This is a genomic window from Bizionia hallyeonensis, assembly GCF_042657385.1.
In the GTDB taxonomy this organism is placed as follows: Bacteria; Bacteroidota; Bacteroidia; order Flavobacteriales; family Flavobacteriaceae; genus Algorimicrobium; species Algorimicrobium hallyeonense.
Genome location: NZ_JBHSLA010000001.1, coordinates 886,084 through 901,676, shown reverse-complemented (window position 1 = coordinate 901,676; position 15,593 = coordinate 886,084). Strand labels below are relative to the sequence as shown.

Sequence of the window (15,593 nt, the reverse complement as noted above, 5' to 3'; positions counted from 1 at the left end):
TACTAAAAAGCCATTCCCTTTATTTTCTTATAAATTAGAATTGCGCGACTATCTGATAAAGACGCTACATAATTACAAACATTTAAAAGTCGTTTATAAATTAAATCTTCTTGAATATTGATACTCTCGGATAAGGTGTTTATAATTAATGTATCGTAATTGGAAGCTTTGCCATTATGAGCATTGTTAACAGCAGACACATAAGTTTCCAATAACGTATTTATAACACGGTATCCCATTATTTCCTTTTCTACAACTTCCTTGGATTGATAGACGTTTTTAATACTAATATTAATAATATCGGTAATTTGTGCTTCATACTTACTTTTATCCAATAAGGCAGTTTGGAAGGTATCATTTAAAATAGCTTCCTCATTTTCAATAAATACAGAAACGGCTTCATTTATCAATGTATTTATTGCCAATGCTCGTAAATAACTAATGCGGTCTTGGGTGGTTGATAATTGGTAGTATTTATTGGTTTGTATATTATCTCGAACCAATTTAATTAAATATTCCAAAGCAAACTCCTCTTGAATAAGACCTAAATTAATACCATCTTCAAAATCGATTATGGTGTAGCAAATATCATCAGCTGCTTCTACCAAAAAGGTTAATGGATGCCTAGCATAGCTTATATTATCATCCGTTCTCCTCGTAATTAAACCCAACTCACTTGCCACATCTTCAAAAGCGGTTTTATCTGCTTGAAAAAAGCCATATTTCTTATCGGCAATATGTTTAGTTGGCTTTTTAGGCAAGGATTCTTTAGGGTATTTTGTAAAAGCACCAAGCGTAGAATAGCTTAAACGTAAACCACCTTCGCGACCAATACGGCTTTCCGTTAGAATTTTAAACCCATTGGCATTGCCCTCAAAATCACATAAATCTTGATATTCTTTATCAGTCAATTCCGACTGGAATGTTTTGCCTGCACCTGTTTTAAAAAATTCACCTATGGCTTTCTCTCCTGAATGTCCAAAAGGTGGATTTCCAATATCATGAGCCAAAGCGGCAGCGGCTACAATAGCACCAAAATCGTTTGGTTGATAGCCATGAATATTTTGTAAATGTGGATATTTTTCAATTAACTGTTTGCCTGCTAGTCGTCCAAGTGTTCTTCCAACCACACTGACTTCCAAACTATGGGTTAATCGTGTGTGAACAAAATCTGTTTGGGATAAGGGAATAACCTGCGTTTTATCTTGTAAACTTCTAAATTCTGAAGAAAATATGATACGATCATAATCAACTTCAAAACCTAAACGTGTTTCATCTTGCTCTTTTCGCAAGCGTTTATTCGTATCGCCAAAACGCTTTAATGATAATAATTGTTCCCAGTTCATTGTACAAATCTATTGACTTGCAAGATAGTATTTTTTCAATGTTAAGAAACCGTTTCGAAATCAGATTATTTAGAAAATCTCATAACTTTTAGGTAATGTTTTTATGATACAGGTTTAATACCTAGTTAACCGTGACTTTACATCTCTACAGTTTCTTTGCCGTAAGAAATTTTGTAAAAAACCACATGAAATATTTACTTCTTAATCTACTATTATTTACAACGCTAATAACCTATTCTCAAAATACGGGTTCTTTAGCTGGCAAAATTGCTGACAAAGAATATAACAATGAGCCGCTTCCTTTTGCCAATGTTTTAATTAAAGGAACTACAAAAGGTACTACAACCGATATGGATGGTTTATATCTAATAGACAATTTAGAAGCTGGCACATACACCATTGTTTATAGTTTTGTTGGTTACAAAACTCAAGAGGTAGAAGCAACTATAATTGCCGGAAAGGTTACTGAAATAAATTTACCTATGGCTGCAAACGCAGCATCATTAGATGAAGTTGTTATAACAACTACAACCAAACGAGAAAGTGAAGTAGCTTTATTATTAGAACAGAAAAAAGCCGTTGAAATTAAACAAAGTATTGGCGCCGAGGAGTTATCACGTAAAGGCGTGAGCAATGCGGCAGGAGCTGTTGCCAAAATATCAGGGGTTTCTAAACAGGAAGGTTCCAGCAACGTATATGTTCGTGGATTGGGCGATCGTTACTTAAATACCACCATGAATGGTTTATCGCTTCCATCCAATGATGTGAATAAGAAAAACATGGATTTAGACTTGTTCTCTTCCGATATTATTGAAAACGTTTCTATCAGTAAAGCCTATGCGGTTGGTTTTTATGGTGATTTTTCGGCGGGAAATGTCAACATCAACTCTAAGGACTACAATGGAAATGGGTTTTTAGATGTTTATATGGGAAGTGGTTTTAATACCAATGCTATTGATAAAGATTTTGTGAAAAGCGAAGGAACTGGATATTTCGGATATTATGGTCGCTATGATCACAACCCGTTTGCTGTGGTATTATCCCATGGTATCGATCCTGTTTCTGCTGGAACACCTATAAACGTAAGCTATGGTGCTTCTACTGGAACATCGTTTCATTTTAAAAATGGTTCGCGCTTAAGCATTTTTGCTACCGGTTCTTTTGAAAACAATTTTGAATACCGCCAAGGAACTACAAGAGATTTTACGCTTACCGAGAAAAAAGCCTTTGTGGATAGTGCTGAAGAATATGAATATGGCACAACAACAACAGCTATGGCAAACGTAAACTACAAAATAGACGATGCCAATTCCGTTAAATACAGCTCGGTTTTTATTAATAACGCATCCGATGTCGTTGGGTATTTTGGCACCAATGGAAATGGAAAAAACAGAGATGCCATTCAAAATACAGATGAAGGTTTCTACCAAATGAATGTACAGTTTGACCAAACTAAAATGTTTGTTAACCAATTATTAGGTAATCATAAATCGGGAAAAATTGAAGTGGATTGGGGGTTTGGCTATAATTATGTAAATGCCGATCAGCCAGACCGTAAACGAATCAGTTTAGAAAACTACCATTTAGCTTTTGATAACAATCCCAATACAAACCCAATTTTTTATAGCAATGTGGATTATGATAATCAACGTTACTTTCAAAGTATTACCGATGATGAATATAACGGAAACTTAAATTTCGCTTATCAAGCTACCGAAAAACTCACATTAAATATTGGTTATAATGGTAAAAGCAAAACGCGTAATTTTAATAACATTCGTTATGGTTATGATATTGTTCAAGGTAATTATCCCGTTACGGATGTCAATAATTTCAACAGCATATTTTCATTAAATAATCTTCAAGTTAATGAAAACAGCGGTGGACTTTATGAAATAAAAGTAATTAAACCCATTCCTGGATACACCAACACCAACAGACCTGGACTTCCAGAAAACACCTACCAAGGCCGATTAGATATTTATGCAGGTTATGTAAATGCCGAAATTAAAGCAGGCGATAATTGGTTGTTTGTTCCAGGTGTCCGTTTAGAATCTATTGAACAAACTATTGCTTTTGATGTGATAAATTTAGGATTACGAGGCACTGATGAAATTACTTCCAAAAACAACTTATTCCTGCCAAGCTTAAATATTAAGCATAGCCTGAATGAAGACCAAAACTTACGGTTTTCGGCCAGCCAAACAGCATCCCTGCCAGAGTTTAAAGAAGTAGCTCCATTTGTTTACGAAGATATTTCAGTTCGTGTTGGTGGAAATCCAGATTTGCTAGAAGCAGGCTATTCTAAAATTTATAATTTGGATTTAAAATACGAATGGTTTTTCAGCAAAAGTGAAATTTTATCGCTTGGCGCTTTTACAAAAATTATTAAAGACCCTATTAATTTAGTTGTTGGTGCGGATGCTACAGGAACACAACGTTATTTTAGAACTGGTGATAAAGCTAATGTTTACGGCATTGAATTGGAAGTCAGAAAAAATTTGATAACCAATGAAAATGATGACACCGATTTATCTATTGGACTAAATGCCACGTATATGTACACCACTCAAGATTTGTATGAGCGTATTGATGGCGATTTTTACGATGTGAGTTTTAATAGAACAAAAGACCAACTTCAAGGTGCCTCACCTTTCTTACTGAATGCAGATATTAGTTATTCTCCAACATTTAAAAACTACAAACCCGTTGCCAATTTAGTATTCTCATACTTCTCGGACAGAATTGATGCTTTAGGTTCTGGACAATTAGGAAATGTAATTGAACAGGGTGTTCCAACGCTAGATTTTATTTGGAAAAACACATTTAGCAACACGTTTGAAGTCAACTTAAGTGTCATGAATTTATTAAATCCAACCGTTACATATATTAGAGAAACCACTTTAGGAGATGTTGTGGTTAATTCAGCAAATGGCAAAGGCGTATCAGATTACAAACGCGGCATGGATATAAGCTTACAACTTAAATACACATTTTAACAATCACTTTAACAATAGAAATTAATTAAACAAAAACACAATGAAAAACAATGTAATTTTAGGATTAGCAATTGTAACCATGCTTTTCTCTTGCTCATCAGATGACACCGCAGATATTGTTATTAATGACAGTAGCAGTGTGGTAAATAACAATGGCAATGGTAATGACAATACGAACGATTTATGTACCACTATTCCAGCTGCCGAGTACACGTCAGATTTAGAATTAGAAGCTAACAAATGCTACCGTATTAGCGGTCCTGTAATCATGGCTTCGGGAACGAACCTCATCATTAACGAAGGTGCAACAATTTATGCTGAAGCTACAGGTGCTGATGTATATATTGCTATTTCCCAAGGCGCAAAAATTATTGCAACTGGAACGGCAAATAATCCAATTGTCATGACATCTAATGCGCCATCGCCAGCTGCTGGAGATTGGGGTGGATTAATTATTTTAGGTAAAGCGCCTATTAACTCCGTAACAGGTTCTGGAACATCAACATCTGAAATTGCTAGTTTACCTTACGGTGGAAATATGAGTAATGATTCCTCTGGAACGTTACGTCATATGCGTGTAGAATATTCCGGTGGTGCGGCAGACGGTCAATCTGAAAATAACGCGTTTTCATTTTATGGTGTTGGAAACGAAACCGTTGTTGAGTACATTCAAGCCTATGAAGGAAAAGATGATGGTGTTGAGTTTTTTGGCGGAACGGTTAACGTAAGCTATGTATCCGTGATTAACGCCCAAGACGATTCTATTGATTGGACTGAAGGTTATACGGGAACCATTACAAATGCCTATATTAAACATGGTTCTGAACATGACAAAGGCATTGAAGCCGATGGGTATAACACAGACTTTAGTAATGAAGGCGGTTATTACTCAAAACCAACGGTTACCAATTTAACAATTATCGGTTTAGGAACTGCCAATGATCCAGATAGCGAAGCCATTCGTTTAAGAGCTGGAACACAAGGGATTTTTAACAATATACTTATTCAAGGTTATGGAGAGGGCTTTGATTTAGATGGTGATTTAGGGGATAATCCAACAGGAAATGGCGTAATAAATGGTAATTTACAGGTTACAAGTGTCACATTTACTGACGTTACCCTTACCATGAAAAACGACACACAAGTTCAATTTGAAGAAACTGATTTTATATCAGGAGCCACAAACGGAACAGGAACAGATTATGCTGCTTGGGGTGCACTATGGACTGCTGAATAAAAAAACAGAATTAGTTTAGAGTATGGAAAGACTGCCTGAAACTTTTAGTTTCGGTCGGTCTTTTCGGGTTATGCACCTTAACTTATTAAGCTTTAACCTTGTTTTACAGTTTTCTGTTTTCAAAAATATTTCACATCAAAAAATATGAAACGCCTAAAAGTTAACATTTAGGTAACATTACAATTCCAAACACTATAGATATTTGCAAACTATTTTAAAGTAACGTATGGATAATATATACTTATTAATGATTATTGCCTTGGCCGTATTAGCAGTTGCTGATTTGGTGGTAGGTGTGAGTAATGATGCGGTGAATTTCTTGAATTCAGCCATAGGCTCAAAAGCCATTTCATTTAAAACAATCATGATTGTTGCTAGTGTTGGTGTAGCCGTTGGAGCCGTTTTTTCTAGTGGTATGATGGAAGTTGCCCGAAAGGGTATTTTCAACCCACACGAATTTATGTTTGATGAAATCATGATCATCTTTATGGCTGTCATGATTACAGACATCCTATTGTTAGACTTTTTTAATTCAGTTGGGATGCCAACATCTACAACGGTATCCATAGTATTTGAATTATTAGGAGCTTCCGTTGCAATGTCTTTAATTAAAATTGGTCATGATGGAGGAAGTTTCACTGATTTAGTAGACTACATCAACACCTCAAAGGCGGCAGAAATTATCTTTGGAATACTCCTATCCGTCGTCGTCGCATTTTCTATTGGTGCAGCTGTTCAGTGGGTTGCAAGGCTATTGTTGTCTTATAACTTTGAGAAAAAAGCTAATTGGGTAGGTGCCTTTTTTGGAGGTATAGCTTTATCATCTATTACCTATTTTATTTTTATCAAAGGTTTAAAAGGTACTTCATTTGCAGATGATGCTTTCGCAATTCTAAATGGCGATACGATAAACGAATTTATTGAACACCAACTTACCTATATTTTACTTGCTAGTTTAGTACTTTGGTCATTAATATCATATCTATTTATCACTGTTTTCAAAGCAAATATTTATAAACTCATTATTTTAGTCGGAACCTTTGCTTTAGCATTGGCTTTTGCTGGAAACGATTTAGTTAACTTTATTGGTGTTCCAATTGCTGGCTGGCTTTCTTACAGTACTTGGGTCGCTTCAGGTCTTCCTGCAGAAACATTTAGTATGGGCTTCCTAGCCGATAAGGTAGCAACACCTACTTATTTATTAGTTGGTGCAGGTTTAATTATGCTTGCCACATTATGGTTTTCTAGTAAGGCGAAAGGTGTTGTAAAAACCTCATTAGATTTATCAAGTCAAGGTGAAACAAAAGAACGTTTTCAACCTAACTTTTTATCGCGAGGGTTTGTGCGTTTTGCCGTTTTAGCATCGCAAATGTCATCTTATATTTTACCAAAATCATGGCAAAAAAAAATTGATAAGCAATTTGAAATACCTGTTTTAAATTTAAAAAAGGATAAAACCTATGAGTTACCAGCTTTCGATTTAGTTCGTGCTGCCGTTAACCTTATGGTTGCTGCTGTATTGATTTCTATTGCAACCTCTATGAAATTACCGCTTTCTACCACTTATGTAACGTTTATGGTTGCTATGGGTACATCATTAGCGGATCGTGCTTGGGGAGCAGAAAGTGCCGTATACCGAGTAGCTGGTGTTTTAAATGTTATTGGAGGTTGGTTCTTCACGGCGTTTATTGCATTTATTGCTGCAGCCTTAATTGCTTACTTATTGAATTGGAACGTGAATGTTATGGTTCCTGTTTTATTACTTTTCGCTACGGTTTTATTAGTAAGAAACTATATTTCTCATAATAAGAAATCTAAAGAAATAAAAGCTGAAGATAGTTTAACGCGTGCTGAGAGTAGCTCTATTCAAGGTGTAATTCATGAAAGCACCAACAATATTGCCAACGTTATAAAACGTGGTAACCGTATTTATACCAATGCAATTAATGGTTTAGCAAAACAAGATTTATCCTTACTAAAGAAGAACAAAAAACAAGTTGTTAAACTTGGAAATGAAATTGATGAATTGCGTGATAATATCTTCTATTTCATTAAGAATTTGGATGAATCCAGCGTAGCCGCTAGTAACTTCTATATTAATGTGTTAGGTTATTTACAGGATATTACGCAGTCTTTAGAGTACATCTCTAAAATCAGTCACAAACACGTTAACAACAACCATAAGAAACTGAAATTTAGCCAAATTAAAGAGCTGAAGGAAGTTGATGAGCGTTTTGAGCGTCTATTCGTTAATACCAAAGCCGCCTTTGACACCCGTTCTTTTGAAGAAATTGGCGTTATATTAAGTAGAAAAAAGGAGATTATGGATATGGTAACGCATAAAATCCAGAAACAAGTAGAGCGTACTAGAACCGAAGAATCTAGCCCGAAAAATACCACTTTGTATTTTAGTGTACTTTTAGAAACGAAAGATTTACTAAATGCTACTATGAATCTGTTAGAAGAATATCATAATGCACATGATAGCTCTGTAGAACCTGCAACGGTTCCGGATTCTGAAAGTTAATTTAAACCTATAGTAATTTTATAAAAAAGCATCTCCAATGGAGATGCTTTTTAGTTTTTATGAGTTCTGGTTATTAAAAATGCAGGCAACTATTTAATCAACTTAATTTACCATATTAGTTTTCATATACAAACCGTTTCAGTAACATTTAGATATTGAGAAACTGATAAAATTTCGGTTTGGCAAAAGCAATTTCAATAAATCCTCAAATAAAAAAAGCACCTCTTTCAAGGTGCTTTTCAATATGGTAATTACATCTTTTAAATCATTAAGATCCACACATCAAGCAATCATCACCTTCTGCTTCTTTTGCTTGGGCAATAAGCGCTTTCATTTCATCTGCAGACATGGGCTCCACCTCTTCCGGTGTTTGCTTTTCAGCAAATTTAGCAGCTGTTTTTACGGCCTGCTGTTTTTGTTGAGCCATAACTGTATCAACCATTGGTGTGGACTCTATAATGGCTTCAGCAACTGGTTGTTCCTTTTTCTTATTATCCAAGGTAAACTTAATAGCATCTACCGCACTTTTCGTTCTTAAGTAGTACATACCTGTTTTTAAACCACTCTTCCAAGCATAGAAATGCATAGATGTTAATTTTGCCATGGTTGCACCTTCCATAAACAGGTTTAAGGATTGAGATTGGTCAATAAAATAACCTCTATGGCGTGACATATCAATAATGTCTTTCATACTTAATTCCCAAACCGTTTTATAAAGCTCCTTAATATCTTGAGGAATAGACTCAATACCTTGAATTGATCCATTAGCACGCATGATATCTTGTTTTAAACCTTCGTTCCATAGACCAAGTTCTACTAAATCTTCCAGTAAGTGTTTGTTGACAATAATAAATTCACCCGATAGCACACGACGCGTATAAATATTAGACGTATAAGGCTCGAAACATTCATTATTACCCAAAATTTGAGAGGTACTTGCTGTTGGCATTGGTGCAACTAACAAGGAGTTTCTAACACCATGTTTTTTAACCTCTCCACGCAGTTTAGCCCAATCCCATCGACCACTTAATTCGTTATCATTAATTCCCCAAAGGTTGTGTTGAAATTCCCCTTGACTTATTGGCGATCCTTCATATGTTTGGTAAGGACCATCAGCTGTTGCCTCTTCCATACTAGCTGTTACTGCTGCAAAGTATAGAGTTTCAAAAATTTCTTGATTTAATTTTTTAGCAGCATCACTTGTAAAAGGCATGCGTAATTTTATAAACGTATCAGCCAATCCTTGAACACCTAAACCAACGGGTCTGTGACGGAAATTAGAATTTTCAGCCTCTTTTACAGGGTAGTAATTTCTATCAATAACACGGTTTAAGTTTTTGGTAACGCGTTTGGTAATTTTATAAAGTTCTTTATGATCAAACTCGCCATTTTTAATAAACATTGGCAACGCAATAGATGCTAAATTACAAACAGCCACCTCATCTGGGGAGGTGTACTCCATAATTTCCGTACATAAATTAGACGACCGAATGGTGCCTAAATTTTTCTGATTGGACTTGCGGTTAGCGGCATCTTTATACAACATATACGGCGTTCCCGTTTCAATTTGCGATTCGAGGATTTTTTCCCAAAGCTCACGAGCCTTAATGGTTTTTCTACCTTTGCCTTCCGCTTCGTATTTTAAATATAAGGCTTCAAATTCTTCACTGTGCACTTCATCCATTCCTGGACATTCATTAGGGCACATTAAAGTCCATTTTCCATCTTCTTGAACACGCTCCATGAACAAATCAGAAATCCACATCGCATAAAACAAATCGCGTGCACGCATTTCTTCTTTACCGTGATTTTTCTTCAAATCTAAAAAATCGAAAATATCAGCATGCCAAGTTTCAAGATACATGGCAAAACTTCCTTTACGTTTTCCACCACCTTGATCTACATAACGTGCTGTATCGTTAAAAACTTTTAACATAGGAACAATACCATTGGATGTTCCATTGGTTCCAGAAATATAACTTCCTGTAGCACGTACATTATGAATAGCTAATCCAATTCCACCAGCAGATTGCGATATTTTAGCCGTTTGCTTTAACGTATCATAAATACCATCAATACTATCATCTTTCATGGTTAATAAAAAACAGGATGACATTTGTGGTTTTGGTGTACCGGAATTAAAAAGTGTTGGAGTAGCGTGTGTAAAATATTTTTTAGACATCAGCTCATAGGTTTCCAAAGCGGCATCTAAATCATTTAAATGTATACCTATAGAAACACGCATCAACATGTGTTGTGGTCTTTCAGCAATTTTACCATTTAGCTTTAATAAATACGAACGCTCAAGTGTTTTAAACCCAAAATAATCATAACCAAAATCGCGATTATAGATAATTGTAGAGTCTAATTTATCTTTATTATCCATAATTACTTGGTAGACCTCATCTGATAATAGTGGCGCATCTTTTCCTGTTCTAGGATTTACGTAGTTATACAAATCATGCATCACCTCACTAAACGTTTTTTTAGTGTTTTTGTGTAGGTTAGACACCGAAATTCGTGCAGCCAAACGTGCATAATCAGGATGAGCCGTTGTCATGGTTGCTGCAATTTCAGCGGCTAAATTATCTAGCTCGCTGGTTGTGACACCATCATAAAGTCCTTCTATAACTCGCATAGCTACCTTTACAGGATCTACTAATTCGTTTAAACCGTAACACAGTTTTCTAACTCTTGCTGTAATTTTATCGAACATCATGAGTTCTTTCCGGCCATCTCTTTTTAATACATACATAATTTTACACGTTTTTTGTTTCCTGTTACACCTTACAGGAAAATGGATTAATTAGCTAAAAGGGTAGTCTAATTGTATAAGAAATTAGAACTTTGAATTTATATAAAAGTCTAGCAAGAACACAGGTAGATGAACATCCACACCATTGTTGCTATTAACTATTATTAATGGTTGTTATTTAAAAATCAGCGTCAAAACTGAACTTATCTTTATCTTCCTCTTTATTAAGAACACCTGCTTTTTGATATTCCGACACACGCTTTTCAAAGAAATTGGTTTTTCCTTGTAAGGATATCATATCCATGAAATCAAAAGGGTTGGCTGTATTGTATTCTTTTTCACAATCCAACTCACTTAAAAGTCTATCAGTTACAAATTCTAGATACTGCGACATTAATTTGGCATTCATACCAATTAAACTAGCTGGCAATGACTCGGTAATAAATTCACGTTCAATATCTAAAGCATCTATAAGGATTTCACGAATACGTGCTTTTGGTACTTTATTTATTAAGTGGTGGTTGTGTAAATGCACAGCAAAATCACAATGCACACCTTCATCGCGAGAAATTAGCTCGTTAGAAAATGTTAAGCCAGGCATTAAACCACGTTTTTTTAACCAGAATATAGAACAAAAGGCACCAGAAAAGAAAATACCTTCAACGGCCGCAAAAGCAATTAAACGTTCACCAAAACTAGGCGATTCTATCCATTTTAAAGCCCAATCTGCCTTTTTCTTAATAGCTGGAAAATTATCTAAAGCATTAAAAAGCTGATCCTTTTCAACTTCATCTTTTACATAGGTATCTATTAATAGTGAATAGGTTTCGCTATGAATATTTTCCATCATTATTTGAAATCCATAAAAAAACTTAGCTTCACTATATTGCACTTCGTTAATGAAATTTTCAGCTAAATTTTCATTTACAATGCCATCACTAGCAGCAAAAAAAGCAAGAATGTGTTTAATAAAATAACGCTCATCATCATTTAATTTACCTTTCCAATCGGTTAAATCTTGATGTAAATCAATTTCTTCAGCCGTCCAGAAACTGGCTTCAGATTTTTTGTACCATTCCCAAATATCGTTATGTTGAATAGGAAAAATAACAAAGCGATCTTTATTTTCTTGTAGAATAGGTTCAATTTGTTGAGACATTGTTAGTGTTTTTTTAGAATTAATAATTTGAATGGTAATGTGACTAACAAATATTGAAAATAGTATCTGTAATTGAAAGGTAAATTCAGAAACATTGTCAACAAGTTTTTAACAAACCAGCATTGACGCAGTATGACATACTTTTTTGCCAAAAATCCATTAAATTACTGATTTTCAATAATTTAAATAAACAAGATATGCGATAAAAATGTAAGATTTAACCTGTTAAAATCACTCTAACAATAGGCGAAACCTATGTAATAAGCACTAGAAAACAGCTCAATAATTTCCATAAAAAAAGAGCGAGAAATTCGCTCTTTTAATAACTAATTAACTAAATAACTAATGAGATTAAAGTCAAAAAGCTAGAAAAATCTAGCCTTTTGTTGATTAATAGCATATACCCTTTAATAAATGCTTAATCGTATAATAATTTAATAGCAAAGCTAATATCTGAAATTTCTCACCACACCAAGAACACTTTTGTATAGTTGGTATTGAATTATGTGTAATTGGCAAAAAACCAATTTTCGCCCTTATATTTTACGAATTTCCTACTTTTTAAGATTAATTTACTCATCATTTATAACCATTTCAAGTTCAAAATGTTAGAATATTATTATATTTGAAACCATGATACGAGCAGTAATTGTAGATGATGAGCAAAAAGCAATAGAAAGTTTGTCTTGGGAACTCACAAACTTTAGTGATGAAGTTGAAATAATAGCCACTTTTAACAAACCTGAAGAAGCTATTAGTTATTTAACCACCAACAAGCCTGATTGCGTTTTTTTAGACATCAATATGCCAACCATGGATGGATTTCAGTTTTTAGACAAATTAACTGAAAGAGATTTTTCTGTAGTGATTACTACCGCTTATAATGAATATGCCTTAAAAGCATTAAAACACGAAGCCATAGATTATCTTTTAAAACCTATTGACTCTGATGATTTAAAAGAAACCTTGGCGCGTATAAAAAAGCATAATTCTACAGCGTTTCCAGTGGCTAAAATTGAAGAAATCCTTATTAATTTCAACAAGAATTTTAATCAGAAAAAAATAACCTTAAATACCGATGGGAAATTAATATTTTTAGATACAGATAACATTATTTTCATAGAATCAGACGGTAATTACAGCACCTTTGTTATGGCAGACAACCAAAAGATTTTAGTTACCAAAAAACTAAAAGAGGTGAATGCACTTTTACCCGAAAATTATTTTTTCCGAATCCATAATTCTTACATTATAAACCTTAATAAAATTAAGGAATTTATTAAAAATGATGGTTATGTTGTTATGCAAACCAACGAGAAAATTCCAGTGGCCAGACAGCGCAAATCCGATTTTTTAGACAAAGTTTAAGCTACAATGAACACCAAAAACCACTATAGGCTTTTTAAAAACACCATTTTTATTATGCTTTGCTTTGCAACTACAATTAGTAGTGTAGCGCAAGAACTAGATTTAAAATCCTTTTACAAAAAGGTGGATAGCATTTTGATTGAAAGACCAGACAAACCCGCTATTCTGGATTCTGTTTTTCATAATGTGAAATTTGACACCATTAAACTTTCGTATTTAGTTCATAAAAGTCACCAGAAGGATTATTTGGAAGGCGAATGGTTTGCCTTAAATTCACTAGGTAATTGTTTTAGAAACATTTCTGATTACGAACAATCTATTGGTTTATATAAAAAAGCATTTGCCACAGCCAGACAAAGTGGGAATTTGGAAATGGAGGTAATTAGCCTGAACATGCTTGGTGTTGTTTACAGACGTATGGACGCTATTCGTTCTGCTTTGGATTACCATAAACAAGCACTCAATTTAGCCGAAAATGCACCAGAAATTACTTTAGGTTTAAAACGAAGTATTGCCGTTTCTCAAAACAGTATGGGAAATATTTATTTGGCTTTAAAACAATATGATTTAGCACTTATTCAATTCTATAAATCATTAGCAATTGAAGAAGCATTAGACAACAAGCTCGGTCTAGCTATTAACAATCATAATATAGGGTATGCCAAAGAAAAAACGGGTCATTATGAAGAGGCGTTGGAATACTACAACAAATCTTTAGATTATAATTATCAAATTGAATCTGAAATAGGCATTGTTATCTGTTTTAATAGCATTGGTAAAGTTTACATTTATCAAGATAAGTTTACAGAAGCGAACACCATAATTAAAGACGCCTTACAACGAGCGATTAAAGAAAACGATCAGTTTTACATTGCTATTTCTTATGTTAATTATGGCTTATCGGAATTAAAACTCAACAACTTAGAATTTGCCAAAACCCAATTAAATAAAGGACTAGAAATTGCCAAAGAATTTAATTTGAAATCTTCAGAAATTGAAGCTTATAAATATTTATCCGAAATTTATGAATTGTCTGGGCAACATGATGCCGCTTTAGATACATTCAGGAAACACGTAATTTTAGATGAAAGCCTAACAAACGAACGCAACATTCAGTATGTTAATGATTTAATTATAAAATATGATACGGAGAAAAAAACCAATCAGATTAAAGAATTAGCCAGTGAGAATGAAATAGTGAAACTCCGACTAGAAAAAAACAAACGAACCTTATTGTTAAGTTTGTTAGGTGCCGGTTTGGTTTTTATTACCTTATATGTTTTATACCGTCAACGTCAACTTAAAAACGAGAAGAAAATTTTAACGTTGGAACAAGATATGTTGCGCAATCAAATGAATCCGCATTTTATTTTCAATTCCTTGAACTCTATCAAACTTTACATTATAAATAACGAAAAGGAAAATGCTGTTTATTACCTCAATAAATTTTCAAAACTAATCCGAAAAATACTCATTGCATCCACCGAAAAGGAAATATCGCTTCAAGATGAAATTGAAAACATGTCACTCTACATGAATATAGAAAATATCCGGTTTTCCAATGAAATTGACTACCAAGAAAAAATTGATGAAAGCCTAAATACATCCTCTATAAAAGTACCTTCACTTATTTTACAGCCATTTTTGGAGAACGCCATTTGGCATGGATTATCAAGTAAAACTCAAAATAAAAAGATAGAATTGGTTGCTAAAAAAACCCATGATAACCATGTATCAATTACCATAACAGATAATGGAATTGGACGCGTTGCTTCAGAGAAAATTAAAAATGAAAAGAAAATAAAACGACATTCTGTTGGTTTAAATATTACAAAAGCGCGTCTTGAAAATTTTTCAAAAACTTTTAAAGAAGATTACAGTATTGATATAATAGATTTATATAATGATGATAATGAGGCCTGTGGTACACAAGTGGTTTTAAATATTCCTATAAAGTAGGTTTTAGTTTTTTATTTTTATAATCTGATTATACCATTTTAGCTTAACTATATAATTTAGGCTTGTTAAAAAAACTTTTAATTAGTTTTTAGTCTTTAAAAGTAATAGAAGTCTGATCAACTTTTAAAAGATAAACTTCCTCTATTCTTTTTTAATCTTTTCTGCTATATCTTCCCATGTGGCTAAACATTTTAGAACCTTTGCTATGGCCGTACTCTGATTTTCATTTAGTGCAAACGCTCC

The 15,593-nt window shown here is 33.8% G+C and carries 8 protein-coding genes; 5 read left to right on the top strand and 3 right to left on the bottom strand.

Features of this window, described 5'->3' with window-relative positions; all coding sequences use genetic code 11:
* Window positions 1–2 precede the first annotated feature (2 nt).
* Entirely contained in the window at window positions 3–1,346 is a 1,344-nt protein-coding gene (locus tag ACFPH8_RS04115) for a deoxyguanosinetriphosphate triphosphohydrolase (RefSeq protein ID WP_376858690.1), read from the bottom strand.
* A gap of 185 nt (window positions 1,347–1,531) precedes the next feature.
* Here ACFPH8_RS04115 and ACFPH8_RS04110 point away from each other — a divergent pair, with 185 nt between their 5' ends.
* The 3 genes from ACFPH8_RS04110 (at window position 1,532) to ACFPH8_RS04100 (ending at window position 8,109) form a co-directional block, all read left to right on the top strand.
* Entirely contained in the window at window positions 1,532–4,345 is a 2,814-nt protein-coding gene (locus tag ACFPH8_RS04110) for a TonB-dependent receptor (RefSeq protein WP_376858688.1), read from the top strand.
* Window positions 4,346–4,385: 40 nt separating this feature from the next.
* Window positions 4,386–5,582, top strand: a complete 1,197-nt coding sequence (locus ACFPH8_RS04105; RefSeq protein ID WP_376858686.1) for a multidrug transporter — start codon at window positions 4,386–4,388, stop codon at window positions 5,580–5,582.
* A gap of 226 nt (window positions 5,583–5,808) precedes the next feature.
* Window positions 5,809–8,109 (top strand): inorganic phosphate transporter, encoded by a 2,301-nt coding sequence (locus ACFPH8_RS04100; protein WP_376858684.1) that lies wholly within the window; start codon window positions 5,809–5,811, stop codon window positions 8,107–8,109.
* A 268-nt stretch (window positions 8,110–8,377) separates the two neighbouring features.
* On the opposite strand, the gene ACFPH8_RS04095 is transcribed toward ACFPH8_RS04100, so the two are convergent.
* Complete coding sequence (locus tag ACFPH8_RS04095) at window positions 8,378–10,864, bottom strand: ribonucleoside-diphosphate reductase subunit alpha (protein ID WP_376858682.1); 2,487 nt, start codon at window positions 10,862–10,864, stop codon at window positions 8,378–8,380.
* Window positions 10,865–11,042: 178 nt separating this feature from the next.
* Entirely contained in the window at window positions 11,043–12,023 is a 981-nt protein-coding gene (locus ACFPH8_RS04090; protein ID WP_248397458.1) for a ribonucleotide-diphosphate reductase subunit beta, read from the bottom strand.
* 633 nt (window positions 12,024–12,656) lie between these two features.
* On the opposite strand from ACFPH8_RS04090, the gene ACFPH8_RS04085 reads away from it, so the two are divergent.
* Together ACFPH8_RS04085 and ACFPH8_RS04080 are read left to right on the top strand one after the other, a co-directional pair.
* Entirely contained in the window at window positions 12,657–13,391 is a 735-nt protein-coding gene (locus tag ACFPH8_RS04085) for a LytR/AlgR family response regulator transcription factor (RefSeq protein WP_248397456.1), read from the top strand.
* Window positions 13,392–13,397: 6 nt separating this feature from the next.
* On the top strand, window positions 13,398–15,350 hold the full coding sequence (locus ACFPH8_RS04080) for a tetratricopeptide repeat-containing sensor histidine kinase (RefSeq protein WP_376858679.1): 1,953 nt from the start codon (window positions 13,398–13,400) through the stop codon (window positions 15,348–15,350).
* Window positions 15,351–15,593 lie beyond the last annotated feature (243 nt).

Excerpts from the sequence above, each read along its gene's own strand:
- ACFPH8_RS04115 (WP_376858690.1), bottom strand. The coding sequence starts at position 1,346 with ATGAACTGGGAACAATTATTATCATTAAAGCGTTTTGGCGATACGAAT.
- ACFPH8_RS04110 (WP_376858688.1), top strand. The coding sequence starts at position 1,532 with ATGAAATATTTACTTCTTAATCTACTATTATTTACAACGCTAATAACC.
- ACFPH8_RS04105 (WP_376858686.1), top strand. The coding sequence starts at position 4,386 with ATGAAAAACAATGTAATTTTAGGATTAGCAATTGTAACCATGCTTTTC.
- ACFPH8_RS04100 (WP_376858684.1), top strand. The coding sequence starts at position 5,809 with ATGGATAATATATACTTATTAATGATTATTGCCTTGGCCGTATTAGCA.
- ACFPH8_RS04095 (WP_376858682.1), bottom strand. The coding sequence starts at position 10,864 with ATGTATGTATTAAAAAGAGATGGCCGGAAAGAACTCATGATGTTCGAT.
- ACFPH8_RS04090 (WP_248397458.1), bottom strand. The coding sequence starts at position 12,023 with ATGTCTCAACAAATTGAACCTATTCTACAAGAAAATAAAGATCGCTTT.
- ACFPH8_RS04085 (WP_248397456.1), top strand. The coding sequence starts at position 12,657 with ATGATACGAGCAGTAATTGTAGATGATGAGCAAAAAGCAATAGAAAGT.
- ACFPH8_RS04080 (WP_376858679.1), top strand. The coding sequence starts at position 13,398 with ATGAACACCAAAAACCACTATAGGCTTTTTAAAAACACCATTTTTATT.